We start from the raw sequence: 19,729 nt of genomic DNA, 5'->3' as shown, positions 1-19,729 counted from the left end.
TAATGAATTTCCTTTATCCGGGCTTTCTTTTCGCACTATTATCGGTTGCAATTCCGGTCATCATTCATTTATTCAATTTCCGAAAATTTAAAAAAGTTTATTTCTCTAATGTTCAGCTTTTAAAAGAAGTTGAGCAACAAAATTCATCACGAGAAAAGCTTAAAAATTTACTGATTTTATTTTCGAGGATTTTAGCATTAATCTTCCTTGTACTTGCATTTGCGCAACCTTATATCCCGCTCAAAGGTCAAAAAACTACCAACCAGAACAACTCAATTAGCATTTATATCGATAATTCTTATAGTATGGAGGCCATTAATAAAGATGGCAATCTATTGGATGAGGCGAAACGGAGAGCAAAAGAGTTAATCAAAGGCTTCGGGGTAAATGATCGTTTTCAACTTCTCACAAATGATTTTGAGGGAAAACATCAAAGATTATTAAATGCAGATGAGTTTTTAAAAGCACTTGACGATGTTCAAATTTCGGCTGCAAATAGAAATCTTCAGCAGATATTAAACCGGCAAGGCAATGTTTTAACTGGCTCAGTCAACAAATACAGTTTTATTATCTCAGATTTTCAGAAAAATATTGCTAAAGGACCAACATTATCAACAAAGAAAGACATCCAATATGCTTTCATAAAGTTGAATGCTACTGGTTTACCAAATGTTGCTGTGGATAGTGTGTGGACACTTTCTCCTAACCACCAGCCGGGTGCAAGTGAGAAACTTGTTGTTCAATTAAAAAATTATTCTGATGAGGAGGCGAAAAATATTCCTTTGAAACTAAGCATTAACAACCAGCAGAAAGGTTTAAGTGCAATGACTATTCCAGCAGGAAAAACTAAAACGGATACTTTGAGCTTTTCCGGCTTGAAAGCAGGCTGGCAAAAGGGGCAAATAGCCATTAAAGATTTCCCGGTTACGTTTGATGATACGCTATCTTTCAGCTTTAAGGTTGATGAAAGTTTACCTGTGTTGAGTATTAATGGAGCGACCGCAGGAAATTATATCAAAGCGCTTTTTGCTGCAGACAATTATTACAAACTCACTGAGAATGGAGAAAACAATATTAATTACGGTGGTTTTGCTAATTACGGTTTAATTGTACTTAACGGATTGAAAAATCCATCTAGTGGCTTGGCACAACAGTTAAAGACTTATTTGAACGCAGGGGGAGCCATTGCAATTTTCCCGGATTTAGATGCCAATATACAAACCTACAATGCTTTTTTAAGTGGATTGTCGTTACCCATTGTTCAGAATTTAAATACTACGGAAACTAAAGTAGATCAGATTGATTTACAGAACCCGATTTTTAAAACTGTTTTCGAAGACATTCCTAAAAATCTCGATTTGCCAGTAGCTCAACGATATTTTTCTTTTGTAGAAAGTAATTCGGCTAACAAGGAAAATATCCTAACCTTTCCGGGTGGGAAACTTTTCTTCGCTAAATACGGCGTGGGTAATGGCGCCGTTTATTTATCGGCAACGGGTCTCAACTCTGTTGATGGGAATTTAGCTCGGCACCCGGTTTTTGTTCCTTTAATGTACCGTTTGGCTTTAAACGCTGGCAATGAAACAGCACTGTATTATAATCTTGGAAACGATAATGCATTGGCCAGCAAGAAAATTAATTTGGGTAAAAATCAAACCTTAAAGCTAAGCGCTAAAAACTTCGAGGCAATCCCTGAAATCCGTCAGATTAATGGCAAAACGCTTATTTATGTCGCCGATCAAATAAAAAGTGCGGGCTTTTATAACCTTGCCTTGGGCGACTCCCTGATTTCTGTTTATGCTTTTAATAGCGGTAGAACGGAATCTGATATGCATTATTTGAGTAAAACAGAATTGGATAATCTTGCGGCTGAAAGTAATTTGAAAGTATTTGATGCTGATAAAGATGCGGTAAAATTAATTGCAGGTGCTAATAAAATCGGACAAACTTTATGGAAACTTTGTCTAATTTTGTCGCTGATTTTTATTGCTGCTGAAATTCTGCTCATTCGATTTTTTAACAACCCTAAAAAAACAATATGAATCTCCTAGTTAAAAATGTAACCATTGCCGATCCGCAAAGTAGTTTTAATAAGCAGCAATGCGATGTTCGGGTAATTGATGGTAAAATTCAAAGCATAGGAAAACTATCACCAGAAAAAGAAGAAAACGTTTTTGATGCTGAAGGTTCTTTCTTAACTCCCGGTTTTTTCGATTTAAATTGCGCTGCCGGCGATCCTGGTTTCGAAACTAAAGAAGATATTCAAACTCTAACTGCTACTGCAAGGGCTGGTGGTTTTACTGGTTTGGCACTTTTGCCGCAAACCGATCCGGTTATTCAATCAAAATCGCAGGTAGAATATATCATCAACAAAGCAAAAAATAATCTGGTTGATGTATATCCGGTAGGAGCCATCAGTCAAAATCGGGAGGCTAAAGAATTGGCAGAACTGTTTGATATGCAGCAGGCCGGTTCTGTCGCTTTTTCCGATGGCGACAAAGCGCTGCAAGACGATGGTTTTATGAGTCGTGCTTTACAATATGCCAAGGGTTTTGATGCTTTGCTGATGGTTTACCCGGAAAATAAATCGATTGCAGGCAAATCGCAAATTAATGAGAGTAAAAATTCGGTTCTTTTAGGCATGAAAGGCTTGCCAGCTTTGGCCGAGGAAATGCATATTGCCCGCGATATTTTTTTAGCGCAGTACAATGAAACAAAAATTCACATCAGCAATATTTCTACGGCTGGTTCAGTTGCTTTAATACGCAAGGCGAAAAAAGATGGCGTTCAAATTTCATGCGATGTTACAGCACACCATTTGGTTTTTACGGAAGATTTGCTGACAGATTTCGATAGCAATTACAAGGTGAAACCGCCATTACGTAGCAAAGCTGATGTAAAAGCACTTATCGCAGGTTTGAAAGATGGTACAATTGATGCCATCACTTCGCAACATCGTCCTGAGGAAATTGAATTTAAAAATGTAGAGTTTGAAATTGCACATTACGGTATCATTGCGTTGCAAACCGTTCTTCCATTATTGTTAAAGGCAGGATTGGACGCCAGCTTAATTGCGGAGAAATTGGCGATTAACCCACGTAAATTGCTAAATTTAAATATTCCTGTAATTGAAGAAGGTGTTGTAGCTAATTTTACGGTTTATAATCCGAATGAAAAATGGCTATATAATGCGGCAAATAACTATTCAAAATCTGCTAATAGTCCACTTTTAGGAACAGAGCTAACCGGAAAAGTAACATTAGTTTATAATAATCAACAATTGTTTAAGGATTAAAGAATAAGGAACAAAGAACAAACTAAGGGGCATTGGTGAAGATTAAGCAAGGAGAAAATTTTATTAGGCTTACTAGCTTTAATCATTGTTCTTTCATCTTTGCTCATTTAAATTTTAAAATATGGATAACAGAGTAAAAAAGGCGCTTGTCGCATCGTTAAATAAATATGCTGAAGTCGCGGCTATCAACGTAGAGGGTTTCGAAACAGAACTCATTGCGGCTTTCGAACTGGATGTGAAGTTCATGGACAAAGTTGTTGCTTTTGACGAAGTGTTCGATTCGCATCCAAAATTTGAAGAATTGCGTGAGGTATTTTTCGATTTATTGATGGTTAATTTCTTTAGCAGCGATGTTCAAAAATTAGAAGATGATTACTTAGAAAGCGATGAATGGGCTAATATAGAGGAAGAAACAATTGATAGAGGAACGGAGCTTTTAAACCTTCTTTTATACATCAAAGAATGTAAAGATGAAGATATTGAGCCAGAGTTGGGCGATTTCTTAAAAGAGTTTTTACTGGTTGAAGATGATGAATTTCAAGATGAATTTGAAATTTACGAAGAAATGATTAGCAATCAGCAGTTAGCTGAGAGCAGCGTGGAAGAGATTTGTAAAACTGCTCCAACGCTTAACATTAGCGAAGAAATGCAAGAATTATTTGTTCCTTTTATGGCTTTTTTTCTTGATGTAGAAGGCAGTGCAACCACAACAAAAGAATTAATTCAATTTAGCAGTAACAAATCGTTCGATTCGGCTACTTATATATTGATTACAACCATTAATAACTAAATTAAATCTTGAGATGGAAAAGCAGATAATTTCAAACGATGCACAGCCTAAAGTTTACGAAGAAATATTTAAAAGTGGTTTAATATTAGGTTTAGCAATGTTTGTTTTAGGAATTGCATTACTATTCTTAATGCAAACCGCAAATTCTTTTTGGACAATGGTTATTATCTATCCATTAGTATTTTTAATTGTAGGTCCAATTGTTTTGTCTGTCTTTGTGTTAAAAAATCTCCGTAAAAATATAGGCGGATATTGGACTTTCAAGCAAGCTTTAAAATCAATTTTCATTGTTTTTTTAGTAGGATGGCTTGCTTCCTTCTCTTTGAATTTACTTTATACCAAAGTAATCGATCCTAGTGCTACCGAAAAGATGCAGGAGCATATAAAGGATACAACTCTGATATTTATGAAAAATCAGGGCACTGAACAAGAAAAGTTAGATGAAGAGGGTAAAAAGATGGATGAGCAATTCGCCAAGCAAAATGAGCTTACACCACAGTCTGTTTTTAAGAATATTACAATCGCGATTTCAATAATATTTGTTTTTGCATTGATTTTTGCAGCAATATTTAAACGAGAAAAACCATTAAGATTCGAAGATTTCAACTCAGAAATCTAATTTCTATCTACAAAATTTCGAACGTGCAGGTTTTATCATTTAATTTGATGAAATTTGCACGTTTTACTTTAAACAAACCTCGCAGGTTTTTAAAACCTGCGAGGTTTATGCTTAACAATGGATATATCAGTTGTAGTACCCTTATTTAACGAAGATGAATCGCTGCCCGAATTAACGGCCTGGATTGATAAAGTGATGGTTGAAAATAATTTCAGCTATGAAATTGTTTTAGTTGATGATGGAAGTACTGATCGATCATGGGAAGTTATCGAAACACTTAGAATACAAAATCCAGCTATTAAGGGTATCAAATTCAGAAGAAATTACGGTAAATCTGCGGCATTAAATGTTGGCTTTGAGGCTACTCAAGGCGATGTGGTGATTACAATGGATGCCGACTTACAAGATAGTCCAGATGAAATTCCAGAATTATACCGTCGAATTAAAGAAGAGAAACTTGATTTGATCTCTGGCTGGAAGAAAAAGCGTTACGATCCCATCACTAAAACAGTGCCGACTAAATTATTTAATGCAGCCACACGTAAAATGAGTGGAATTGAATTAAACGATTTCAACTGTGGGTTAAAAGCATACCGGAGCGATGTGGTTAAAACCATTGAAGTGTATGGAGAAATGCACCGCTATATCCCGGTAATAGCGAAATGGGCAGGGTTTAATAAGATTTCAGAACAAGTTGTAGAGCATCGTGCTCGAAAATACGGAACAACTAAATTTGGCTTTAGCAGATTTATTAATGGTTTCTTAGATTTACTTTCTATTTTCTTTGTTGGTAAATTTGGTAAAAGGCCTATGCACTTTTTCGGTTCATTAGGAGTATTGAGTTTCTTTTTAGGAATTGTCATGTCACTTTATGTACTTGTAGAAAAGCAGATTCTCATTTGGAAAGGCTTAGCCTATCGCGATGTAACTCAGCAGCCGTTATTTTATTTATCATTGGTGGCAATAGTGGTGGGTTCGCAGATGTTTTTAGCAGGCTTTATTGCCGAACTTTTATCTCGGAACGCACCAGAAAGAAATCAATATTTAATAGAAAAGGAATTAAAGTAGAAGGGAAGAAGGCGGAGGGCGTTAGCCGCCATAACCTTCAACCTTTATACCTTCAACCTTCAACCTTTTTACATGTTTTTCTCTATAATCATTCCGCTTTATAATCGTCCGCAAGAAATCGACGAACTTTTGTACACCTTAACTAAACAAACTTTTTTACAGTTTGAAGTTTTGGTGATTGAAGATGGTTCTAAAAATGATGCGAAGACAATTGTAGATTCTTATGCGGAAAAACTCGATATAAAATATTATTTCAAAGAAAACGCAGGGCAAGGTTTTGCCCGGAATTATGCTTTTGAGCGGGCTTCAGGAGATTATTTCATCATATTCGATTCTGATATTCTGGTTCCGCCAGATTATTTGGAAATTGTGAGAAACTATCTTTACGAGCACGACTTAGATGCCTACGGTGGTCCGGATGCTGCACATGAAAGCTTTACTCCAGTACAAAAAGCCATTAGCTATGCCATGACATCGCCTTTCACAACCGGTGGAATTCGAGGTAACAAAAAACATGTTGGCCAATTTCATCCCCGAAGTTTTAATATGGGTGTTTCCCGCCAGGCCTGGGAAAAAGTTGGTGGTTTCATTTTGACCCGGTTAGGGGAAGATATCGAGTATAGCATCAGGATCCATGAAGCTGGCTTTAAAATCGGATTAATTCCAGAGGCTAAAGTATTCCACAAACGCAGAACTAGTTTTAGCCAGTTTTATAAACAATTGCACTTTTTCGGGCGGGCAAGGATTAATATTTATAAACACTTCCCAAAAGAGCTCAAATTGGTCCACTTTTTTCCGGCAGTATTTACCGTAGGCCTTGGCTTTACCATTTTATGTAACTTCATCTATCCGCCATTAGCCTATGTTTGTAACTTTCTGCTTTTGGTGTACTTTATGTTGATATTTTTTCATTCCTGGGCTGTAAATAAATCGTTAAAAGTTGCATTTTTGAGCATTATATCTTCGTTCATCCAACTAACCGCCTATGGTTTAGGATTTATACAGGATTTATTTAAACGAGTGGTATTCAAACAACAATGATCAATTATCTAAAAGAAAGCACTTTTGCCGTTAACGATGTTATTCAAAAAGCATGGGGCATTACCAGAAAACACTATTTTTCTATCGCTACGCTCTGCTTTCTGATGTTTATCACTGCAAGCGCATCCAGCTTAATGGCATTTTTTATTAAAGATGTAAGCAAAGCGTTGAGTGCTGTAATGGCCATTATCTTTGTCTTTCTTTATTTTACCATCAATTTATCGCTATTCAAATACATTTTTCATTTAATGGATGATGAGGAAAATGATGTCAAAATTGTAGATACACTTCCAACACGGCAGCAAATTATTCGCTTTCTTATCGCTACACTCTATTTTGTTGGTTGTATTTTAGGTGTTTATCTGGTGGTTATCTTAGTTGCGTTTCCGTTTATCTACACAGGTTTAAGTTTAGATGTGATTAAAAACGTTGCCATCTCGGTAGGTATAGTGGCCATATTTATCACCTGGCTTAGGATTTCTTTTTTTCCGTTTTTCATCATCGATAAAAATGTAGCGCCTTTCGAATCTATTAAACTAAGTCTTGCCATTACCAAAGGAAATTTCACTAAAATTCTTTTATTGCTACTGGTTTTAGGTGGGGGTTATTTAATTTATTTGGTGTTTAACATGTTACACTGGCCATTTGTAGCCTTCGCCGTAAATATTTTAAGCTCATTTATTATTGTTCCGTTATCGAGTGTGGCATTAACAGTAGCCTACCGTAAAATTGCAGGAGAGTATAAGGGCGATGAACATCCAGATATTTTACACAATATCGTTTAGGTCTCAGCTCTCCAAAATGGGAGCGTTAAAAACAGAGTAAATTTTATGCTTTTTATTATTAACGAACTGAATATTAACATTAGAAAGGAGAAGCCCGTTTAAGGGTTTGGAGATATGGGGTTAAAAGCGGCGTTAAGTAAACCTTTTGCAGCATTTGCAGTATGGCAAATTAATAAGTGGAAAAAGAATGCCGTTGAGGCACAAGATAAAATTCTTCAAAATCTTATCAGAACGGCGGAAAATACCGCTTTCGGGAACGACCATCGCTTTGCGGAGATAAAAAACTATCAGGATTTTAAAGAAAATGTTCCCATTCGCGATTACGAAGCTTTAAAAGGATATGTAGATCGGGTTGTTGCAGGCGAAAGTGATGTGCTTTGGACAGGAAAGCCGCTTTACTTTGCCAAAACATCAGGAACAACTTCTGGCGTAAAATATATTCCGCTTTCTAAGGAATCGATGCCTGAGCATATCAAAGCTGCTCGGAATGCCATACTTACTTATATTCATGAAACTGGTAAAACAGATTTTGTAAACGGAAAAATGATTTTTTTACAAGGGAGTCCTGTGCTGACGCTGAAAAACGGAATCAACGTTGGTCGTTTGTCAGGCATTGTGGCGCACCATGTTCCTGGCTATCTGCAGAAAAACCGATTGCCTTCTTATGAAACCAACATTATCGAAGATTGGGAGCAAAAAGTAGATGCCATAGTAGATGAAACCATCAGCGAAGACATGACTTTAATTTCTGGTATTCCACCTTGGGTGCAGATGTATTTCGATAAACTATCAGAAAAGAGCGGAGGAAAGAAAATTGCCGACATCTTTAAGAACTTCAGCTTGTTTATTTATGGCGGAGTGAACTTCGAACCTTATCGGGCGAAAATAGAACAAAGCATCGGCAAGAGAATCGACTCGATTGAAACTTACCCCGCATCTGAGGGTTTTATTGCTTATCAGGATTCGCAAAAAGATAAAGGTTTGCTGTTATTGGCTGATGCCGGGATTTTTTATGAGTTTATTCCAGCGGATGAATATCACAACGAAAAACCTACTCGTTTATCGCTTGGCCAAGTTGAGTTAGAAACCAATTATGCGCTCGTACTCAATACAAACGCAGGTTTATGGGGATACAGCATTGGCGATACCATTAAGTTTGTTTCCAAAAATCCATACAAAATTGTCGTTACAGGGCGTATTAAACATTTTATTTCCGCTTTTGGCGAACATGTAATTGGAGAAGAGGTAGAGCATGCCTTGTTAACTGTGGCAAACGAAGAAAAAGTGGAGATTACGGAATTTACAGTGGCGCCTCAGGTTAATCCGAAGGCTGGTGAACTTCCTTATCATGAGTGGTTTGTGGAGTTTTCATCGCTTCCAAAAGATATGATCTCGTTTAGCAAAAAAGTTGATCAGGCTTTGCAAAAGAAAAATATTTACTACTTTGACCTCATTGAAGGGAATATCCTTCAGCCGTTAATTATACGTACTTTGCAAAAAGATGCTTTTGTAAATTATATGAAAAGCCAAGGTAAATTGGGCGGACAGAACAAAGTGCCAAGATTGAGTAATGATAGGAAGTTGGCTGATGAGTTGATGGGATACATTATTAAGTAGATCGTCATTGCGAGGAGGCACGACGTGGCAATCTCATTTGTCCTTTCCTGATAAAGGGCTTCTAGCGATGGCGTGATATTTACTTTGTCCTAGCCGGACGGGCTTCTTTCTTTTTGATGTCAAAAAAGAAACAAAAAACACCGGCTGAAAATTTTTGTATTAAAGTTTGTGCTGAAGCTGGGGTACTGCATTCCCAAAAATTTGTTAGGCCGGATTGAGGTGAACGAAGATACAGTACTCAGGCAATGCTGGGCGGAAGGTATATTGGATTATACCTGTCCAAAGAAGAATTGAATAAAAGAATAAAATTTGAAAAACATAACCATCTTAGGTTCTACAGGAAGTATAGGCACACAGGCACTCGAAGTTGTTCGGGATCATCCTGAAATATTTAAGGTTTCTGTATTGTCTGCGCTTAAAAATGCTGAGTTGCTTATCCAGCAGGCACGGGAATTTAAGCCCGAAACCGTTGTGATTTGTGATGAAAGCCAATATTTGTACGTAAAGGATTCATTATCGTCTTTTAACATCGAAGTTTTAGCAGGCGAGGAAGCATTGTCAGAAGTTGCTGCTTTTCCAAAAAGCGATATTGTGCTTACTGCATTGATGGGTTCAGTGGGCTTGAAGCCAACTATTGCCGCAATAAAAGCAGGAAAAAATATTGCCCTTGCCAATAAGGAAACCCTTGTTGTCGCTGGAGAGTATATCACAAATTTAGCAAAGGAATACCGGGTTAAAATCCTTCCGGTTGATTCGGAGCATTCCGCCATATTTCAGTGTCTGGTAGGTGAGGAGCAGAATGAAATCGAAAAAATTTATCTTACTGCATCCGGAGGTCCTTTTCTGGGTAAAGACCAGCAATTTTTATCTTCAGTAAAAAAAGAGCAAGCCTTAAAACATCCCAATTGGGTAATGGGTGCGAAAATAACCATCGACTCGGCCTCGCTGATGAATAAAGGATTGGAGGTAATTGAAGCAAAGTGGTTGTTTAATCTTGAAGTAGATCAAATAGACGTGATTGTGCATCCGCAGTCGATTATTCATTCCATTGTTCAATTTACTGACGGATCAATGAAGGCACAGATGGGCGTTCCGGATATGAAATTGCCTATTCAGTATGCTTTAAATTATCCCGACAGGCTAAAAAACGATTTTAAACGTTTTAACTTTCTGGATTATCCAAATTTTAGTTTCCAGCAGGCAGATATGGAAACCTTTAGAAACTTAAAACTGGCATTTCAATCTTTGAGGAAGGGAGGAAACATGCCATGTATTTTAAATGCGGCCAATGAAGTTGTAGTTGAAGCTTTTTTAAAGGATAAAATTGGTTTCCTGCAAATGAGCGAAGTAATTGAGCAGTGTATGCAAGAGATTAGTTTCATTGAGAAGCCACAATTGAGCGATTATTTAGAAACTGACAAACATAGCCGTATCTTCGCCAGCGAATTAGTAACAAAAAGTAAAGTTTAACATCTAACATAAAAATTTTATAAGCAAATATGAATGGATTGATTATGGCGGGGCAGCTGTTGCTCGGATTGTCTTTATTGGTAATACTACACGAATTAGGGCATTTTCTTGCAGCAAGAGCATTTGGCATTAAAGTAGAAAAGTTTTATTTATTTTTTGATGCATGGGGTTTTAAACTTTTCAGCTTCAAAAAAGGAGATGTTGAATATGGTGTGGGATGGTTGCCATTAGGTGGCTACGTGAAAATTGCGGGGATGATTGACGAAAGTATGGACACCGAGCAAATGGCTCAGCCTGCCCAACCCTGGGAATTTCGTTCGAAACCAGCCTGGCAGCGTTTAATTGTGATGCTTGGCGGTATTATTGTCAATATAGTTGTAGGTGTAATTATTTTCTGGATGCTTACCTTTAAATATGGACAAACCTATACCGTAAATGGAAAGTTAACAGATGGAATCTCTGTAGGTTCGATAGGAAAAGGAATCGGGCTTAAAAATGGAGACAGAATTCTGGCCATCAATGGAAGTAAGCTGATAAAATTTGAAGACGCCATTTCTAGTAAAGTATTGTTTGATGGAGCACAGCTGACCATTTTGCGTGGCAATCAAACGCTTTATATTTCTGTTCCGGATACTATTTTAAACAAACTTTCTAAAAACGATAAAGAAAACTTTATTGCCCCACGTTACCGAATGGCAAGAGTGGAAACCGTTTTGGAACCAGATGAAAAAGCCGACAAACAATCGTTTTTCGATAAACTGTTCAAAAGGCCCTATACAAAACCAGTTTATCCGGCATATGCCGCTGGGATTAAAAAAGGAGATAGCATTTTAGCTGTTAACGGAAAACCGGTTACCTTCTTTGATCAGTTTAAAGATGAGGTTTTTGCAAACAAGGGTAAAACGATAAATATTGCTGCGCTTAGAGCCGGAAAGGAAATCAATTTCGATGTGAATGTTAGTAAAGACGGAACAATTGGAATTGGGCCGAGATTTAAAATGCCAGAAACTGCGCATGTAAGTTTTGGCTTTGCCGAATCGCTACCTATTGGTGCAACAATGGCTTACAGTACCTTTTTAGATAATGCGAAAGGCATTGGGAAGATGATCACTGGCAAATTAAGCGCCCGTAACATCAGCAGTCCGATTGGCATTGCCAAAGTTTATGGTTCAACCTTCGATTGGGTAAAATTCTGGACGCTTACCGGATTAATTTCCATGGCACTGGCCTTTATGAACTTATTACCTATCCCAGGCTTAGATGGAGGCCACGTAGTGTTTTTACTTATTGAAATGGTACAACGCAAACCAGTAAGCGAAAAGGTTTTGGAGAAAGCACAGATTGTAGGCTTTGTAATCCTCATTTGTTTAATGGTGTTTGCTTTTGGTAATGATATTTTAAAATCTTTCGGGAAGTAAAATCAAATTAATAATATTGCCGCAGATGCAGTTTGATTTCGAGCTGCATCTGCGGCTTTTTAATTATATCCTATTATGAGTGAGCAAACGCAACAGCCTAATTATTTCGAGTTCTATGAATTGCCTGTGCAGTTCAATCCCGATCAGCAGCAGGTAAAAGCTAAATTTTATGCTTTGAGCAAGCAATACCATCCAGATTTTTACGCGAATGAAAGCGCTGAAAAACAAGAGGAGGTTTTGACTTTATCCACTCTGAACAATAAAGCTTACCAAACTTTGAGCAATGCTAAAAGAAGATTGAAATATGTGTTGGAACTTAAAGGAATTGTAGAAACTGATGAAGGATATCAATTACCTCAAAGTTTTTTGATGGAAATGATGGAGGTGAATGAAGCGCTGATGGATCTGGAATTTGAGCCTGATGCCGACAAATTATCGCAGGTGCGGGGCGAGGTAGATGTTATTGAGCAGCAGCTCGAAAACGAGCTGGATAAACTGGTTAAACAGTTTGATGAAAGTCCTGCTAATGCAGAAAGTTTACTACCCGCTATCAAAGACATCTTTTATCGTCAGAAATATATATCCAGAATCAGGGAGCGTTTACCGAAAAACTAATTGCTTGATTGTTAGTTCCGTTCCTGGAGATGTTTTTTGTTATTTAAACAGCTGCGGTACAAAAAGAACGAGGTAATCTCTCCAGTTTGCCCAGGTATGCCCACCTTCACTTTCGACATAAGTATATTTCATCTGATTACTATCTAGTTTATTGCGGTAATCGGAAACGGTTTTGTAAAGGAAATCTGTTTTACCAATCCCTATCCAATATAGTTTTAAGCCATTGCTAAACTGGTTTTTTAAGGTGGCATCTATATTTTCGTATACCGGAGAATTGGTTTTTCCGAAGGGCATAATAGCGGGAGAGAATAGCCCGACATAATCGAATGTTTTGGGATAAAACCTGGAGATATGTAAGGAATGGAAGCCACCCATAGAAAGACCAGCAATGGCTCTTTGCGATTTATTGGCATTTACCCGATAATTGCTTTCTATGAATTTAATGATATCGCCAAAGGTTTCTTCCATTTTTCCATCCATCGTATGTGGAAGTTGCATGGTGGGTTTATAAAGTCCTTTTACATCTTCACCTGGCGCTGCCTGTTGTGCCACATTGCCATTCGGCATTACCACAATCATTGGTTTGGCGGTTCCTTTGACAATCAGGTTATCCAAAATCTGAGCCGTACGTCCGAGTGCTGCCCAGGCCTCCTCATCGCCACCCATGCCGTGAAGCAAGTACAAAACAGGGTATTTTTGTTTTCCACTTTCGTAGCCAGGTGGAGTGTAAACCGTTAATCTTCTGTTCATATTGTTTCCTGGCGAGTTATACCATCGTTTAGCCAGGGTGCCGTGGGGAACATCAGTCACTGCATAATGATCTGCTTTTCCATTGCCCACTAAAAACACATTTACTACCGAAGCTACATCTCTGATCTGGTACACATTGCTCGGATCTCTGGTTTTTACACCATCTAACACGAATGAATAACTATATAATTCCGATTTTAATGGAGCAGTGGTGTAAGTCCAGATGCCGTCGCCTTGTTTTTGCATTTGTGCATTTCCAGTTTGATTAAGCATATCGCCTTGCAGTTCTACTTTATTTGCCTGTGGTGCGTACAATCGGAAAGTTACACTTTTATCAGTATGAATTTCTGGTGAGACAAGTTCCTTCTGTTTGCCAAAATTTAAGTTTTCCTGGGCAGATAATCTAAAAGAAGCGATGAGTAAAAAGGCGAGGATGAAATTTTTCATTGGAAGATTTATATAGCAGCATCAAGGTAATATTATAAGCTCAAATAAGAAAATATTGCATTGAGAATGTTACCGATTTTGTTAACAGAAGATTTTTTTCTGTAGCCATAAAAGACTATTTCAGTAATGAAAGCAGAAGCTGAAATTTGTAAGAAAAAGATCCCATGAAGCTCGCTTACATTTTCACTGTCTTAATACTTTTAACTTTATTCTCAGCTTGTTCGCAAAGAACATGTCCGGCATTTCAAAGCAAATTTAGTCCAAGGGGCGGCCGGGGAACCGGATACTAAGCGGATACTTCAGGCGCCTGATTTTATTTGTTAGTTGTATATCAGTATTCCGATTCGTTATCGGAATAAACAAAACATTGCCTCTTGTTTTAGTGTTGAAATTGAACATTAAAACAATCATGTCATGAATACTAACGAAGAAAAACAAACTCCTCAGAATGAAAATTCTGCCAATGATCAACACAATGGTTTAACAGGCTCCAATACAGTGAAAAATCCTGATGACTGGACAACAGGAGATGAGCCGATGACTGGTGCACAGCAGTCGTATCTAAAAACCCTGTCTGATGAAGCTGGTGAATCTTTTGATGAAACTTTGTCTAAGTCAGAAGCATCAAAAAGGATCGATGAACTGCAACACAAAACAGGTAGAGGATTGGAATCTAATCAATAGGATCCGATTGTTGTCATGATCATGATGCGGTTACATCCGATTTTCAACTAGTTTACCTAAGTTATATTTTAAAAGAAATGCCCCATGAAGTATTTACTTCATGGGGCATTTTTTTAGGTGTTATTAGGATTCTTTGATTACTTGGCTAATGCAAGTGCATTTTGTTCTGCTTCCATCATTGCTTTTGAATGGTAGGTAGCTGATTTTAGAGTAGCAAAATCTTTAGTGCTTACATTTTTCATGTTGCTTGCAATTAAGGTGCTTTCCTCTGCTTTTCCGTTTAGTTTTAATACCGCATCTTCATTCACTACGGTGTACAAGCTGGCTGCGGTAGTTTTAATTTTTGCTGTTGCACTTTGGTGCAAAAATAACTGTAGGTTTTTAACATCGAAATTGTTGCTGGTTACCACGATAGATTGTCCGTAAGCTTCAATTCTTTCCAAATCCTGCATGGTGATATTGATGGTTACGAGGTTATGCTCCATCGAATTGATAAATAAGGTTTTTCCATCACTGTTCACTGAAGTTTTGCTGGCGTCGAAATTTTCGGCACCTGAAATGTGCTGAGTTTTTCCTTTTGTTAAAACCAGTTTAACGTTGCCGCTAACCCAAATTCTGTTAAAGCCTGGAGTTACGGTAGCTGTAGTTTCTTTAATTACTGGTTCTGAAGCAGCGCTGCTCATTGCTGAAGAGGTAAATACTACTGCTGTTAATGCTACTGCGAATAATGCTTTTGTTAAATTTTTCATGACTTTATATTTTAAGTTTCTTAATGTTTTCTGATAATAAGACGTGGTCACCCAGGAAACGTTTCAGTTGAAAATGGGCTTTTATACCAGCCAAAGAAAGCATCAGACCAACGCCTGTAATTTGTCGACGAAAAAGTGTTGGTATGGGCCTTTAGTTTTAGAATATGATCGGCGTAATGAGGCTTTCTCCTTTAATAGATATAATTGTTTGTTAAAAAGAGATTTTCGAGCGGGTTCTTCTGGCTTATGAGTTTTCAGTTTTCAGTTTAACATTTTTATCTATGCCTTAAAATGCCTTTATCCTGCCTTTGTCATGCCTTCATCCTGCCTTAGGGATGCAATAGGGATGCTATGGTTGTAGGTAATCTTAGCTGGTAAGGAAGCTTGTGAAAAAAGCGGCAAGCAGGTAGGGAAAACGTGGTCAGCGGGTTGCCGTTCGGCAGCGATACGTCTTTTAAAAACAAGAACCGGAAGGAAGAACGAGATGATTTGTGGGGGCTAGGTTAGAAGAACTAGCTTTTGTTCTGATCAGCATAGTTCATGCCGTACAATTGATTAGGCATTAAGTAAATTAGATCCTTTTGCAAATCAATATAAGTATTGAAACGTTTCAAGATATCAGAACCCAGGATGTGAATATTTATCCCAGGCATGGGTTTAGCTGATCCTAAAAGTTGCGCAGGTATGTTTTCAAGAACAGATTTTCCAAGTTTAAGCTTTTGAAGTTTCGCCGTAATCACAGGAATTTCATTGTTTTGGGTTCCACGCATCATTACCTTTTTAATTACTTCCATCTTTTCCGTTGGAAATTTATCTGTTTTGAGCAAGTTGTTATCCAACATGGCTGTTCGCTGATAACCCGTATCAAAGAGAAACCAGTTTTTATAAGCTTGCTTATCGTGAAAGATGAATCCTTCGATAAAAGGTTTGTTGTTGATGTATTTGATCTTAAATCTGGAGGTTTTGGGATTATTGATGATGTTATTCGGCATTTTAGAATGAATAACCATCAGCTTTTTATCATAATTGAGTTCCACCACCATTCCGTCGAAAATGTCCCAGCCCAATAAGCCATCAGCCTCATGACCCACAACCTGCGTATCATAAACTTTGCTTTGATAAGTTCGGTTTCCCAGTTTTATGTCCAATAGGCGAGAATATAATTCAGGATTGGACTTTGCTTTTTTTGTAAGTGCATCGGTAGTTAATGACATCTCCGTTGCTCCAGTATCGAAATTCATTTGAAGCGAATCCTGGTGGTTGAAGAAAACAGCAATCAGATTGGTATTGTATTGATTAAGGCGGAAAGGAATGGAGTCATGCAATTCTGGCTTCAGATTGCTAAAATTTTTGATTGCAGGAGATTTAATCCTTGTTAAGCAAGAGTCTTTACCGTTCAGCAATACGATGAAATCTATTTGCTCGCCAGGCTTAACCCACAAGGTAACGGAATCTATATCGGTTTTGAAAGTAACTTTCTTTCGTTTGGTAATCTTATTAGTGGTATAAATATCGGGAGAGGTTTTAGGATCTATTCCCCATGATGAAACTGAATTACCCTCTTCATAAATTTTGGCAGACTTGCTTCCAGCTTTAATTACCGGAATTTTAGTTTGCGCTTGTACATACAAAGACAAAGCACATAATAGTATAGTGATGAGCGCTTTCATTTAAAATAGTTCAGCCCTAAAGATGAAAATAATTATTGAAATGTTTTCTTTATGTTGATTGATTTCACCAATAATACATTGGGCTGAAAGTAAAAATTGATTTCCATCTATTTGGCAGAGGTGAGGGGATAGTGTTCTATTGCAACATCAAAGTGTAAAATCATTTTTTACTTTTTGTTTGTGCATTCCTTTGGGTTACTTTCGACTCAAAATCAGATTTTATGAGTTCACTATCCATTTTCCGAAAGGTGGCAGTAGCAGAGGGAATTTCCTATTTGCTTTTGCTTTTCGTTGCGATGCCACTAAAGTATTTTGCCGATTTGCCACTATATGTTAAATATACGGGCTGGGCTCATGGTTTGTTGTTTGTACTGTATGCTGCTACATTGGTTCTTGCCTGGCAGGAACAAAAATGGAAATTTGGTAAAGCGCTACTTATTTTTGTAGCTTCATTGTTGCCTTTTGCACCGTTTATTGTAGATAGGAAGCTAAAAGATGAAAGGCCGGAGAATGCAAGTGCCCGATAATAAATGCATTACAAATTATTTTAAATTATTTTTTGCATTTTAACTTTCGTTCTCTACATTTGCAACCCCGTCCAACACATGCCCAGCTGGCGGAATTGGTAGACGCGCTGGTCTCAAACACCTGTGGGAAACCGTGCCGGTTCGACTCCGGCGCTGGGTACTAACCGGGCTCAAGCCCAAAACCTTAAAGGGTTGCTCATTAACAAGCAACCCTTTTTGCTTGACTTTCAAGATGTTATCATTGAATGTTGGGTCGATAAAAGCGGTTCTAAACATATCGTCACCCCAGAACAGGTTATCTTTGCCCCCCCCCGCATTAGAATATGCTTCTGTGTGATATTACCTTTATGATAAATTTTATTGAGGTTTGGTAGACTTCGGTCAATAGGTTCATCTTTGTTTGGGATTTTATTTATAGTTCGTTAATGATCCAATGGAATAAAAGTGTAAATAAAAGTTTTTTAAAAGCAATCATATTCATGGAAAAATACACTAGATTTATTTTCAGTAATGAATAAATTTCGCACTCTCCGATTGAAATTAAATAATATTCGTTTAGTGATCCGATAATTGAATGAAAATACATGAACAAAGGCTGGGTTATGATGAGGCCGCAAGATTAGCCACGTTAAACCGATATAGAATCACCTGCAGCCCTTCTGAACATAACCTTGAATATTTTGCAGAACTCGCTTGTGAAACATTTGAAATGCCAGTTTGCGCAATTACTTTAATAGATCATGAAAAGATATATATTAAAGCCACATTCGGTACGGTTTGTAAAAGATTAGTGCCTAGAACCAAGGGTTTGCTTGGCGAACTATTGAAGCCTGATGAAGTAACTATTATTGAGGATGATCAACATACTGCAGCGTTTTCAGCAATCTTCGGGGAAAGCATAGATTACTGTGCTGGCCTACCCATTGTTACAGAAGATGGCTACAATATCGGCTCGCTGTGGTTGATGAGTAACCAATCATCTGGTTCATATTTGAAACGGGAGTCGCTGTTGGTCAAATTTGTAAAAGATTTGACCGATCGCATGAACCTATGGATTGCTGTATCCGAAGATGCACAGACACGTTTGCAAAATGTCAAGCTGATATCAGAAAATGAAAAAGTAATTGAAAAAATGTCCAATCTGATGGATTATCAGGAGGCAGTGACCAATGCAAATAGTGTACTGGAAAACGTACTGGATAGTTTTGAGATGATCTTTCAGCAAGCACCTGTAGCTATGGGCATCTGTTCAGGGGCAGAAAAAAGGATCTGGCAGTCAAACCATAGGATTAAGGATTACTTCGGGAAAGTAAACCTATCGGGAAAATATCTTGATGAACTCATCACGAGCGTAAATAATGAAGATTTCGGGACTTTGCTAAAAAGAGTTTATTTATCACGCGAATCTTATCATGTTGAGGAAGCAAGTGTGCTGATAAACTTTCAGGATGGGCCAAAGTATATCTATGCAAACCTCTCCCTGCAGCCTGTTGGCAGGATGGGTGATGAGCCTGATAACATTATTTTTCTTCTCGATGATGTCACTAGCCAGATTTTCTCAAAAAAAATAAGCGAACAGGCCAACGAAGTGCTGCTCAATGCTATTGAAGATACTGGCCTGGGATATACAATTGTTGAATTTGCCTCTGGGCAGATGGAGGCCAATGTGCAGATGAAAAAAAACTATGGTTACGGCGAATTTGAGCCGTTCAGCTATAAGGATCTTTTTGAAGCAATATTGCCCGAATTCCGGGAAAAGATCAAGCGTGCTGTTGACGAAGCTGTTTCCCTACATGGAATTTATCAGGCCCAATATCAGGTTAGATGGCGAGATGGTTCCATCCATTGGTTAAAGGCGTATGGGAAACCGATGTATGATGCAAATGGTCTGGCTTCTCATATCATCGGGTTTAATAAAATAATCGCAGGTGATAAATTAGATCAATAATATGGAAATGCTTTCGTGACCGCAGTTAAGGAAGGTATGACAGTTCATGCCTATGCGCCCTACTATTTCCTATCATTAATTCATCGCCTCAGGATTTGCTGCTATTCTTAAAAATGAAGATCTTACCAGTACGAGACGGAATATCGAAACTAACATCAGATATTGGGTACGGTAATAATGAATAATACTCTCGGCATCATAGGCAAGTAATTAGAATGATTCAACAACTTGCGTTA

At 37.8% G+C, this 19,729-nt stretch carries 17 protein-coding genes and 1 tRNA gene; 15 read left to right on the top strand and 3 right to left on the bottom strand.

The window, feature by feature from the left end:
• Positions 1 to 2: 2 nt before the first annotated feature.
• From ACZZZC_RS17840 to hscB, 11 genes are all read left to right on the top strand, one after another.
• Positions 3 to 2,042 carry a vWA domain-containing protein gene (locus ACZZZC_RS17840; RefSeq protein WP_463487793.1) on the top strand — a complete coding sequence of 680 codons (2,040 nt, stop codon included), beginning with the start codon at positions 3 to 5 and terminating at the stop codon, positions 2,040 to 2,042.
• Positions 2,039 to 3,295, top strand: a complete 1,257-nt coding sequence (locus ACZZZC_RS17835) for a dihydroorotase (protein ID WP_463487792.1) — start codon at positions 2,039 to 2,041, stop codon at positions 3,293 to 3,295. Before ACZZZC_RS17840 ends, ACZZZC_RS17835 begins: the two co-directional genes overlap by 4 nt.
• Positions 3,296 to 3,416: 121 nt before the next feature.
• On the top strand, positions 3,417 to 4,085 hold the full coding sequence (locus ACZZZC_RS17830) for a hypothetical protein (RefSeq protein WP_463487791.1): 669 nt from the start codon (positions 3,417 to 3,419) through the stop codon (positions 4,083 to 4,085).
• A 13-nt stretch (positions 4,086 to 4,098) separates the two neighbouring features.
• A complete protein-coding gene (locus tag ACZZZC_RS17825; RefSeq protein ID WP_463487790.1) occupies positions 4,099 to 4,704 on the top strand; it encodes a DUF4199 domain-containing protein in 606 nt (201 codons plus the stop codon).
• Between the two features lie 117 nt (positions 4,705 to 4,821).
• On the top strand, positions 4,822 to 5,772 hold the full coding sequence (locus ACZZZC_RS17820; protein ID WP_463487789.1) for a glycosyltransferase family 2 protein: 951 nt from the start codon (positions 4,822 to 4,824) through the stop codon (positions 5,770 to 5,772).
• Between the two features lie 72 nt (positions 5,773 to 5,844).
• Complete coding sequence (locus tag ACZZZC_RS17815) at positions 5,845 to 6,813, top strand: glycosyltransferase family 2 protein (protein ID WP_463483386.1); 969 nt, start codon at positions 5,845 to 5,847, stop codon at positions 6,811 to 6,813.
• Positions 6,810 to 7,598: a hypothetical protein gene (locus ACZZZC_RS17810; protein ID WP_265797878.1), complete on the top strand. Its 789-nt coding sequence runs from the start codon at positions 6,810 to 6,812 to the stop codon at positions 7,596 to 7,598. Before ACZZZC_RS17815 ends, ACZZZC_RS17810 begins: the two co-directional genes overlap by 4 nt.
• A 114-nt stretch (positions 7,599 to 7,712) precedes the next feature.
• Positions 7,713 to 9,215 carry a GH3 auxin-responsive promoter family protein gene (locus tag ACZZZC_RS17805; RefSeq protein ID WP_463483385.1) on the top strand — a complete coding sequence of 501 codons (1,503 nt, stop codon included), beginning with the start codon at positions 7,713 to 7,715 and terminating at the stop codon, positions 9,213 to 9,215.
• Positions 9,216 to 9,524: 309 nt separating this feature from the next.
• The gene (locus ACZZZC_RS17800; protein ID WP_463483384.1) at positions 9,525 to 10,685 is read left to right on the top strand and encodes a 1-deoxy-D-xylulose-5-phosphate reductoisomerase; all 1,161 of its coding nucleotides are present in this window, start codon (positions 9,525 to 9,527) and stop codon (positions 10,683 to 10,685) included.
• A 29-nt stretch (positions 10,686 to 10,714) separates the two neighbouring features.
• Positions 10,715 to 12,103: an RIP metalloprotease RseP gene (gene rseP / locus ACZZZC_RS17795; protein WP_463483383.1), complete on the top strand. Its 1,389-nt coding sequence runs from the start codon at positions 10,715 to 10,717 to the stop codon at positions 12,101 to 12,103.
• A gap of 75 nt (positions 12,104 to 12,178) precedes the next feature.
• Positions 12,179 to 12,718 carry a Fe-S protein assembly co-chaperone HscB gene (gene hscB / locus ACZZZC_RS17790; protein WP_463483382.1) on the top strand — a complete coding sequence of 180 codons (540 nt, stop codon included), beginning with the start codon at positions 12,179 to 12,181 and terminating at the stop codon, positions 12,716 to 12,718.
• A gap of 39 nt (positions 12,719 to 12,757) precedes the next feature.
• On the opposite strand, the gene ACZZZC_RS17785 is transcribed toward hscB, so the two are convergent.
• Complete coding sequence (locus ACZZZC_RS17785; protein WP_463483381.1) at positions 12,758 to 13,915, bottom strand: alpha/beta hydrolase-fold protein; 1,158 nt, start codon at positions 13,913 to 13,915, stop codon at positions 12,758 to 12,760.
• Between the two features lie 414 nt (positions 13,916 to 14,329).
• Between ACZZZC_RS17785 and ACZZZC_RS17780 the strand changes: the two genes are divergently transcribed.
• A complete protein-coding gene (locus tag ACZZZC_RS17780) occupies positions 14,330 to 14,599 on the top strand; it encodes a DUF3072 domain-containing protein (protein ID WP_463483380.1) in 270 nt (89 codons plus the stop codon).
• A 137-nt stretch (positions 14,600 to 14,736) separates the two neighbouring features.
• On the opposite strand, the gene ACZZZC_RS17775 is transcribed toward ACZZZC_RS17780, so the two are convergent.
• On the bottom strand, positions 14,737 to 15,348 hold the full coding sequence (locus ACZZZC_RS17775; protein ID WP_463483379.1) for a GIN domain-containing protein: 612 nt from the start codon (positions 15,346 to 15,348) through the stop codon (positions 14,737 to 14,739).
• A 512-nt stretch (positions 15,349 to 15,860) separates the two neighbouring features.
• Positions 15,861 to 17,018 (bottom strand): pepsin/retropepsin-like aspartic protease family protein, encoded by a 1,158-nt coding sequence (locus ACZZZC_RS17770; protein WP_463483378.1) that lies wholly within the window; start codon positions 17,016 to 17,018, stop codon positions 15,861 to 15,863.
• A gap of 221 nt (positions 17,019 to 17,239) precedes the next feature.
• Here ACZZZC_RS17770 and ACZZZC_RS17765 point away from each other — a divergent pair, with 221 nt between their 5' ends.
• The 3 genes from ACZZZC_RS17765 to ACZZZC_RS17755 all read left to right on the top strand — a co-directional run bounded on the left by ACZZZC_RS17765 (position 17,240) and on the right by ACZZZC_RS17755 (position 19,493).
• Positions 17,240 to 17,545, top strand: a complete 306-nt coding sequence (locus tag ACZZZC_RS17765) for a DUF3817 domain-containing protein (RefSeq protein WP_463483377.1) — start codon at positions 17,240 to 17,242, stop codon at positions 17,543 to 17,545.
• Positions 17,546 to 17,625: 80 nt separating this feature from the next.
• Positions 17,626 to 17,705: transfer RNA gene (locus ACZZZC_RS17760), tRNA-Leu, on the top strand.
• Positions 17,706 to 18,119: 414 nt separating this feature from the next.
• On the top strand, positions 18,120 to 19,493 hold the full coding sequence (locus ACZZZC_RS17755; protein ID WP_463483376.1) for a PAS domain-containing protein: 1,374 nt from the start codon (positions 18,120 to 18,122) through the stop codon (positions 19,491 to 19,493).
• The last annotated feature ends 236 nt before the right edge of the window (positions 19,494 to 19,729 follow it).

The organism is Pedobacter sp. AC212 (assembly GCF_979258625.1).
Note: the sequence above shows the minus strand (reverse complement) of the source record. Positions and strands in the feature narration are given on the sequence as shown.

Excerpts from the sequence above, each read along its gene's own strand:
- ACZZZC_RS17810 (WP_265797878.1), top strand. The coding sequence starts at position 6,810 with ATGATCAATTATCTAAAAGAAAGCACTTTTGCCGTTAACGATGTTATT.
- ACZZZC_RS17830 (WP_463487791.1), top strand. The coding sequence starts at position 3,417 with ATGGATAACAGAGTAAAAAAGGCGCTTGTCGCATCGTTAAATAAATAT.
- ACZZZC_RS17770 (WP_463483378.1), bottom strand. The coding sequence starts at position 17,018 with ATGAAAGCGCTCATCACTATACTATTATGTGCTTTGTCTTTGTATGTA.
- ACZZZC_RS17825 (WP_463487790.1), top strand. The coding sequence starts at position 4,099 with ATGGAAAAGCAGATAATTTCAAACGATGCACAGCCTAAAGTTTACGAA.
- rseP (WP_463483383.1), top strand. The coding sequence starts at position 10,715 with ATGAATGGATTGATTATGGCGGGGCAGCTGTTGCTCGGATTGTCTTTA.
- ACZZZC_RS17840 (WP_463487793.1), top strand. The coding sequence starts at position 3 with ATGAATTTCCTTTATCCGGGCTTTCTTTTCGCACTATTATCGGTTGCA.
- ACZZZC_RS17835 (WP_463487792.1), top strand. The coding sequence starts at position 2,039 with ATGAATCTCCTAGTTAAAAATGTAACCATTGCCGATCCGCAAAGTAGT.
- ACZZZC_RS17785 (WP_463483381.1), bottom strand. The coding sequence starts at position 13,915 with ATGAAAAATTTCATCCTCGCCTTTTTACTCATCGCTTCTTTTAGATTA.
- ACZZZC_RS17805 (WP_463483385.1), top strand. The coding sequence starts at position 7,713 with ATGGGGTTAAAAGCGGCGTTAAGTAAACCTTTTGCAGCATTTGCAGTA.
- ACZZZC_RS17755 (WP_463483376.1), top strand. The coding sequence starts at position 18,120 with ATGAAAATACATGAACAAAGGCTGGGTTATGATGAGGCCGCAAGATTA.
- ACZZZC_RS17775 (WP_463483379.1), bottom strand. The coding sequence starts at position 15,348 with ATGAAAAATTTAACAAAAGCATTATTCGCAGTAGCATTAACAGCAGTA.
- ACZZZC_RS17815 (WP_463483386.1), top strand. The coding sequence starts at position 5,845 with ATGTTTTTCTCTATAATCATTCCGCTTTATAATCGTCCGCAAGAAATC.
- hscB (WP_463483382.1), top strand. The coding sequence starts at position 12,179 with ATGAGTGAGCAAACGCAACAGCCTAATTATTTCGAGTTCTATGAATTG.
- ACZZZC_RS17780 (WP_463483380.1), top strand. The coding sequence starts at position 14,330 with ATGAATACTAACGAAGAAAAACAAACTCCTCAGAATGAAAATTCTGCC.
- ACZZZC_RS17765 (WP_463483377.1), top strand. The coding sequence starts at position 17,240 with ATGAGTTCACTATCCATTTTCCGAAAGGTGGCAGTAGCAGAGGGAATT.
- ACZZZC_RS17820 (WP_463487789.1), top strand. The coding sequence starts at position 4,822 with ATGGATATATCAGTTGTAGTACCCTTATTTAACGAAGATGAATCGCTG.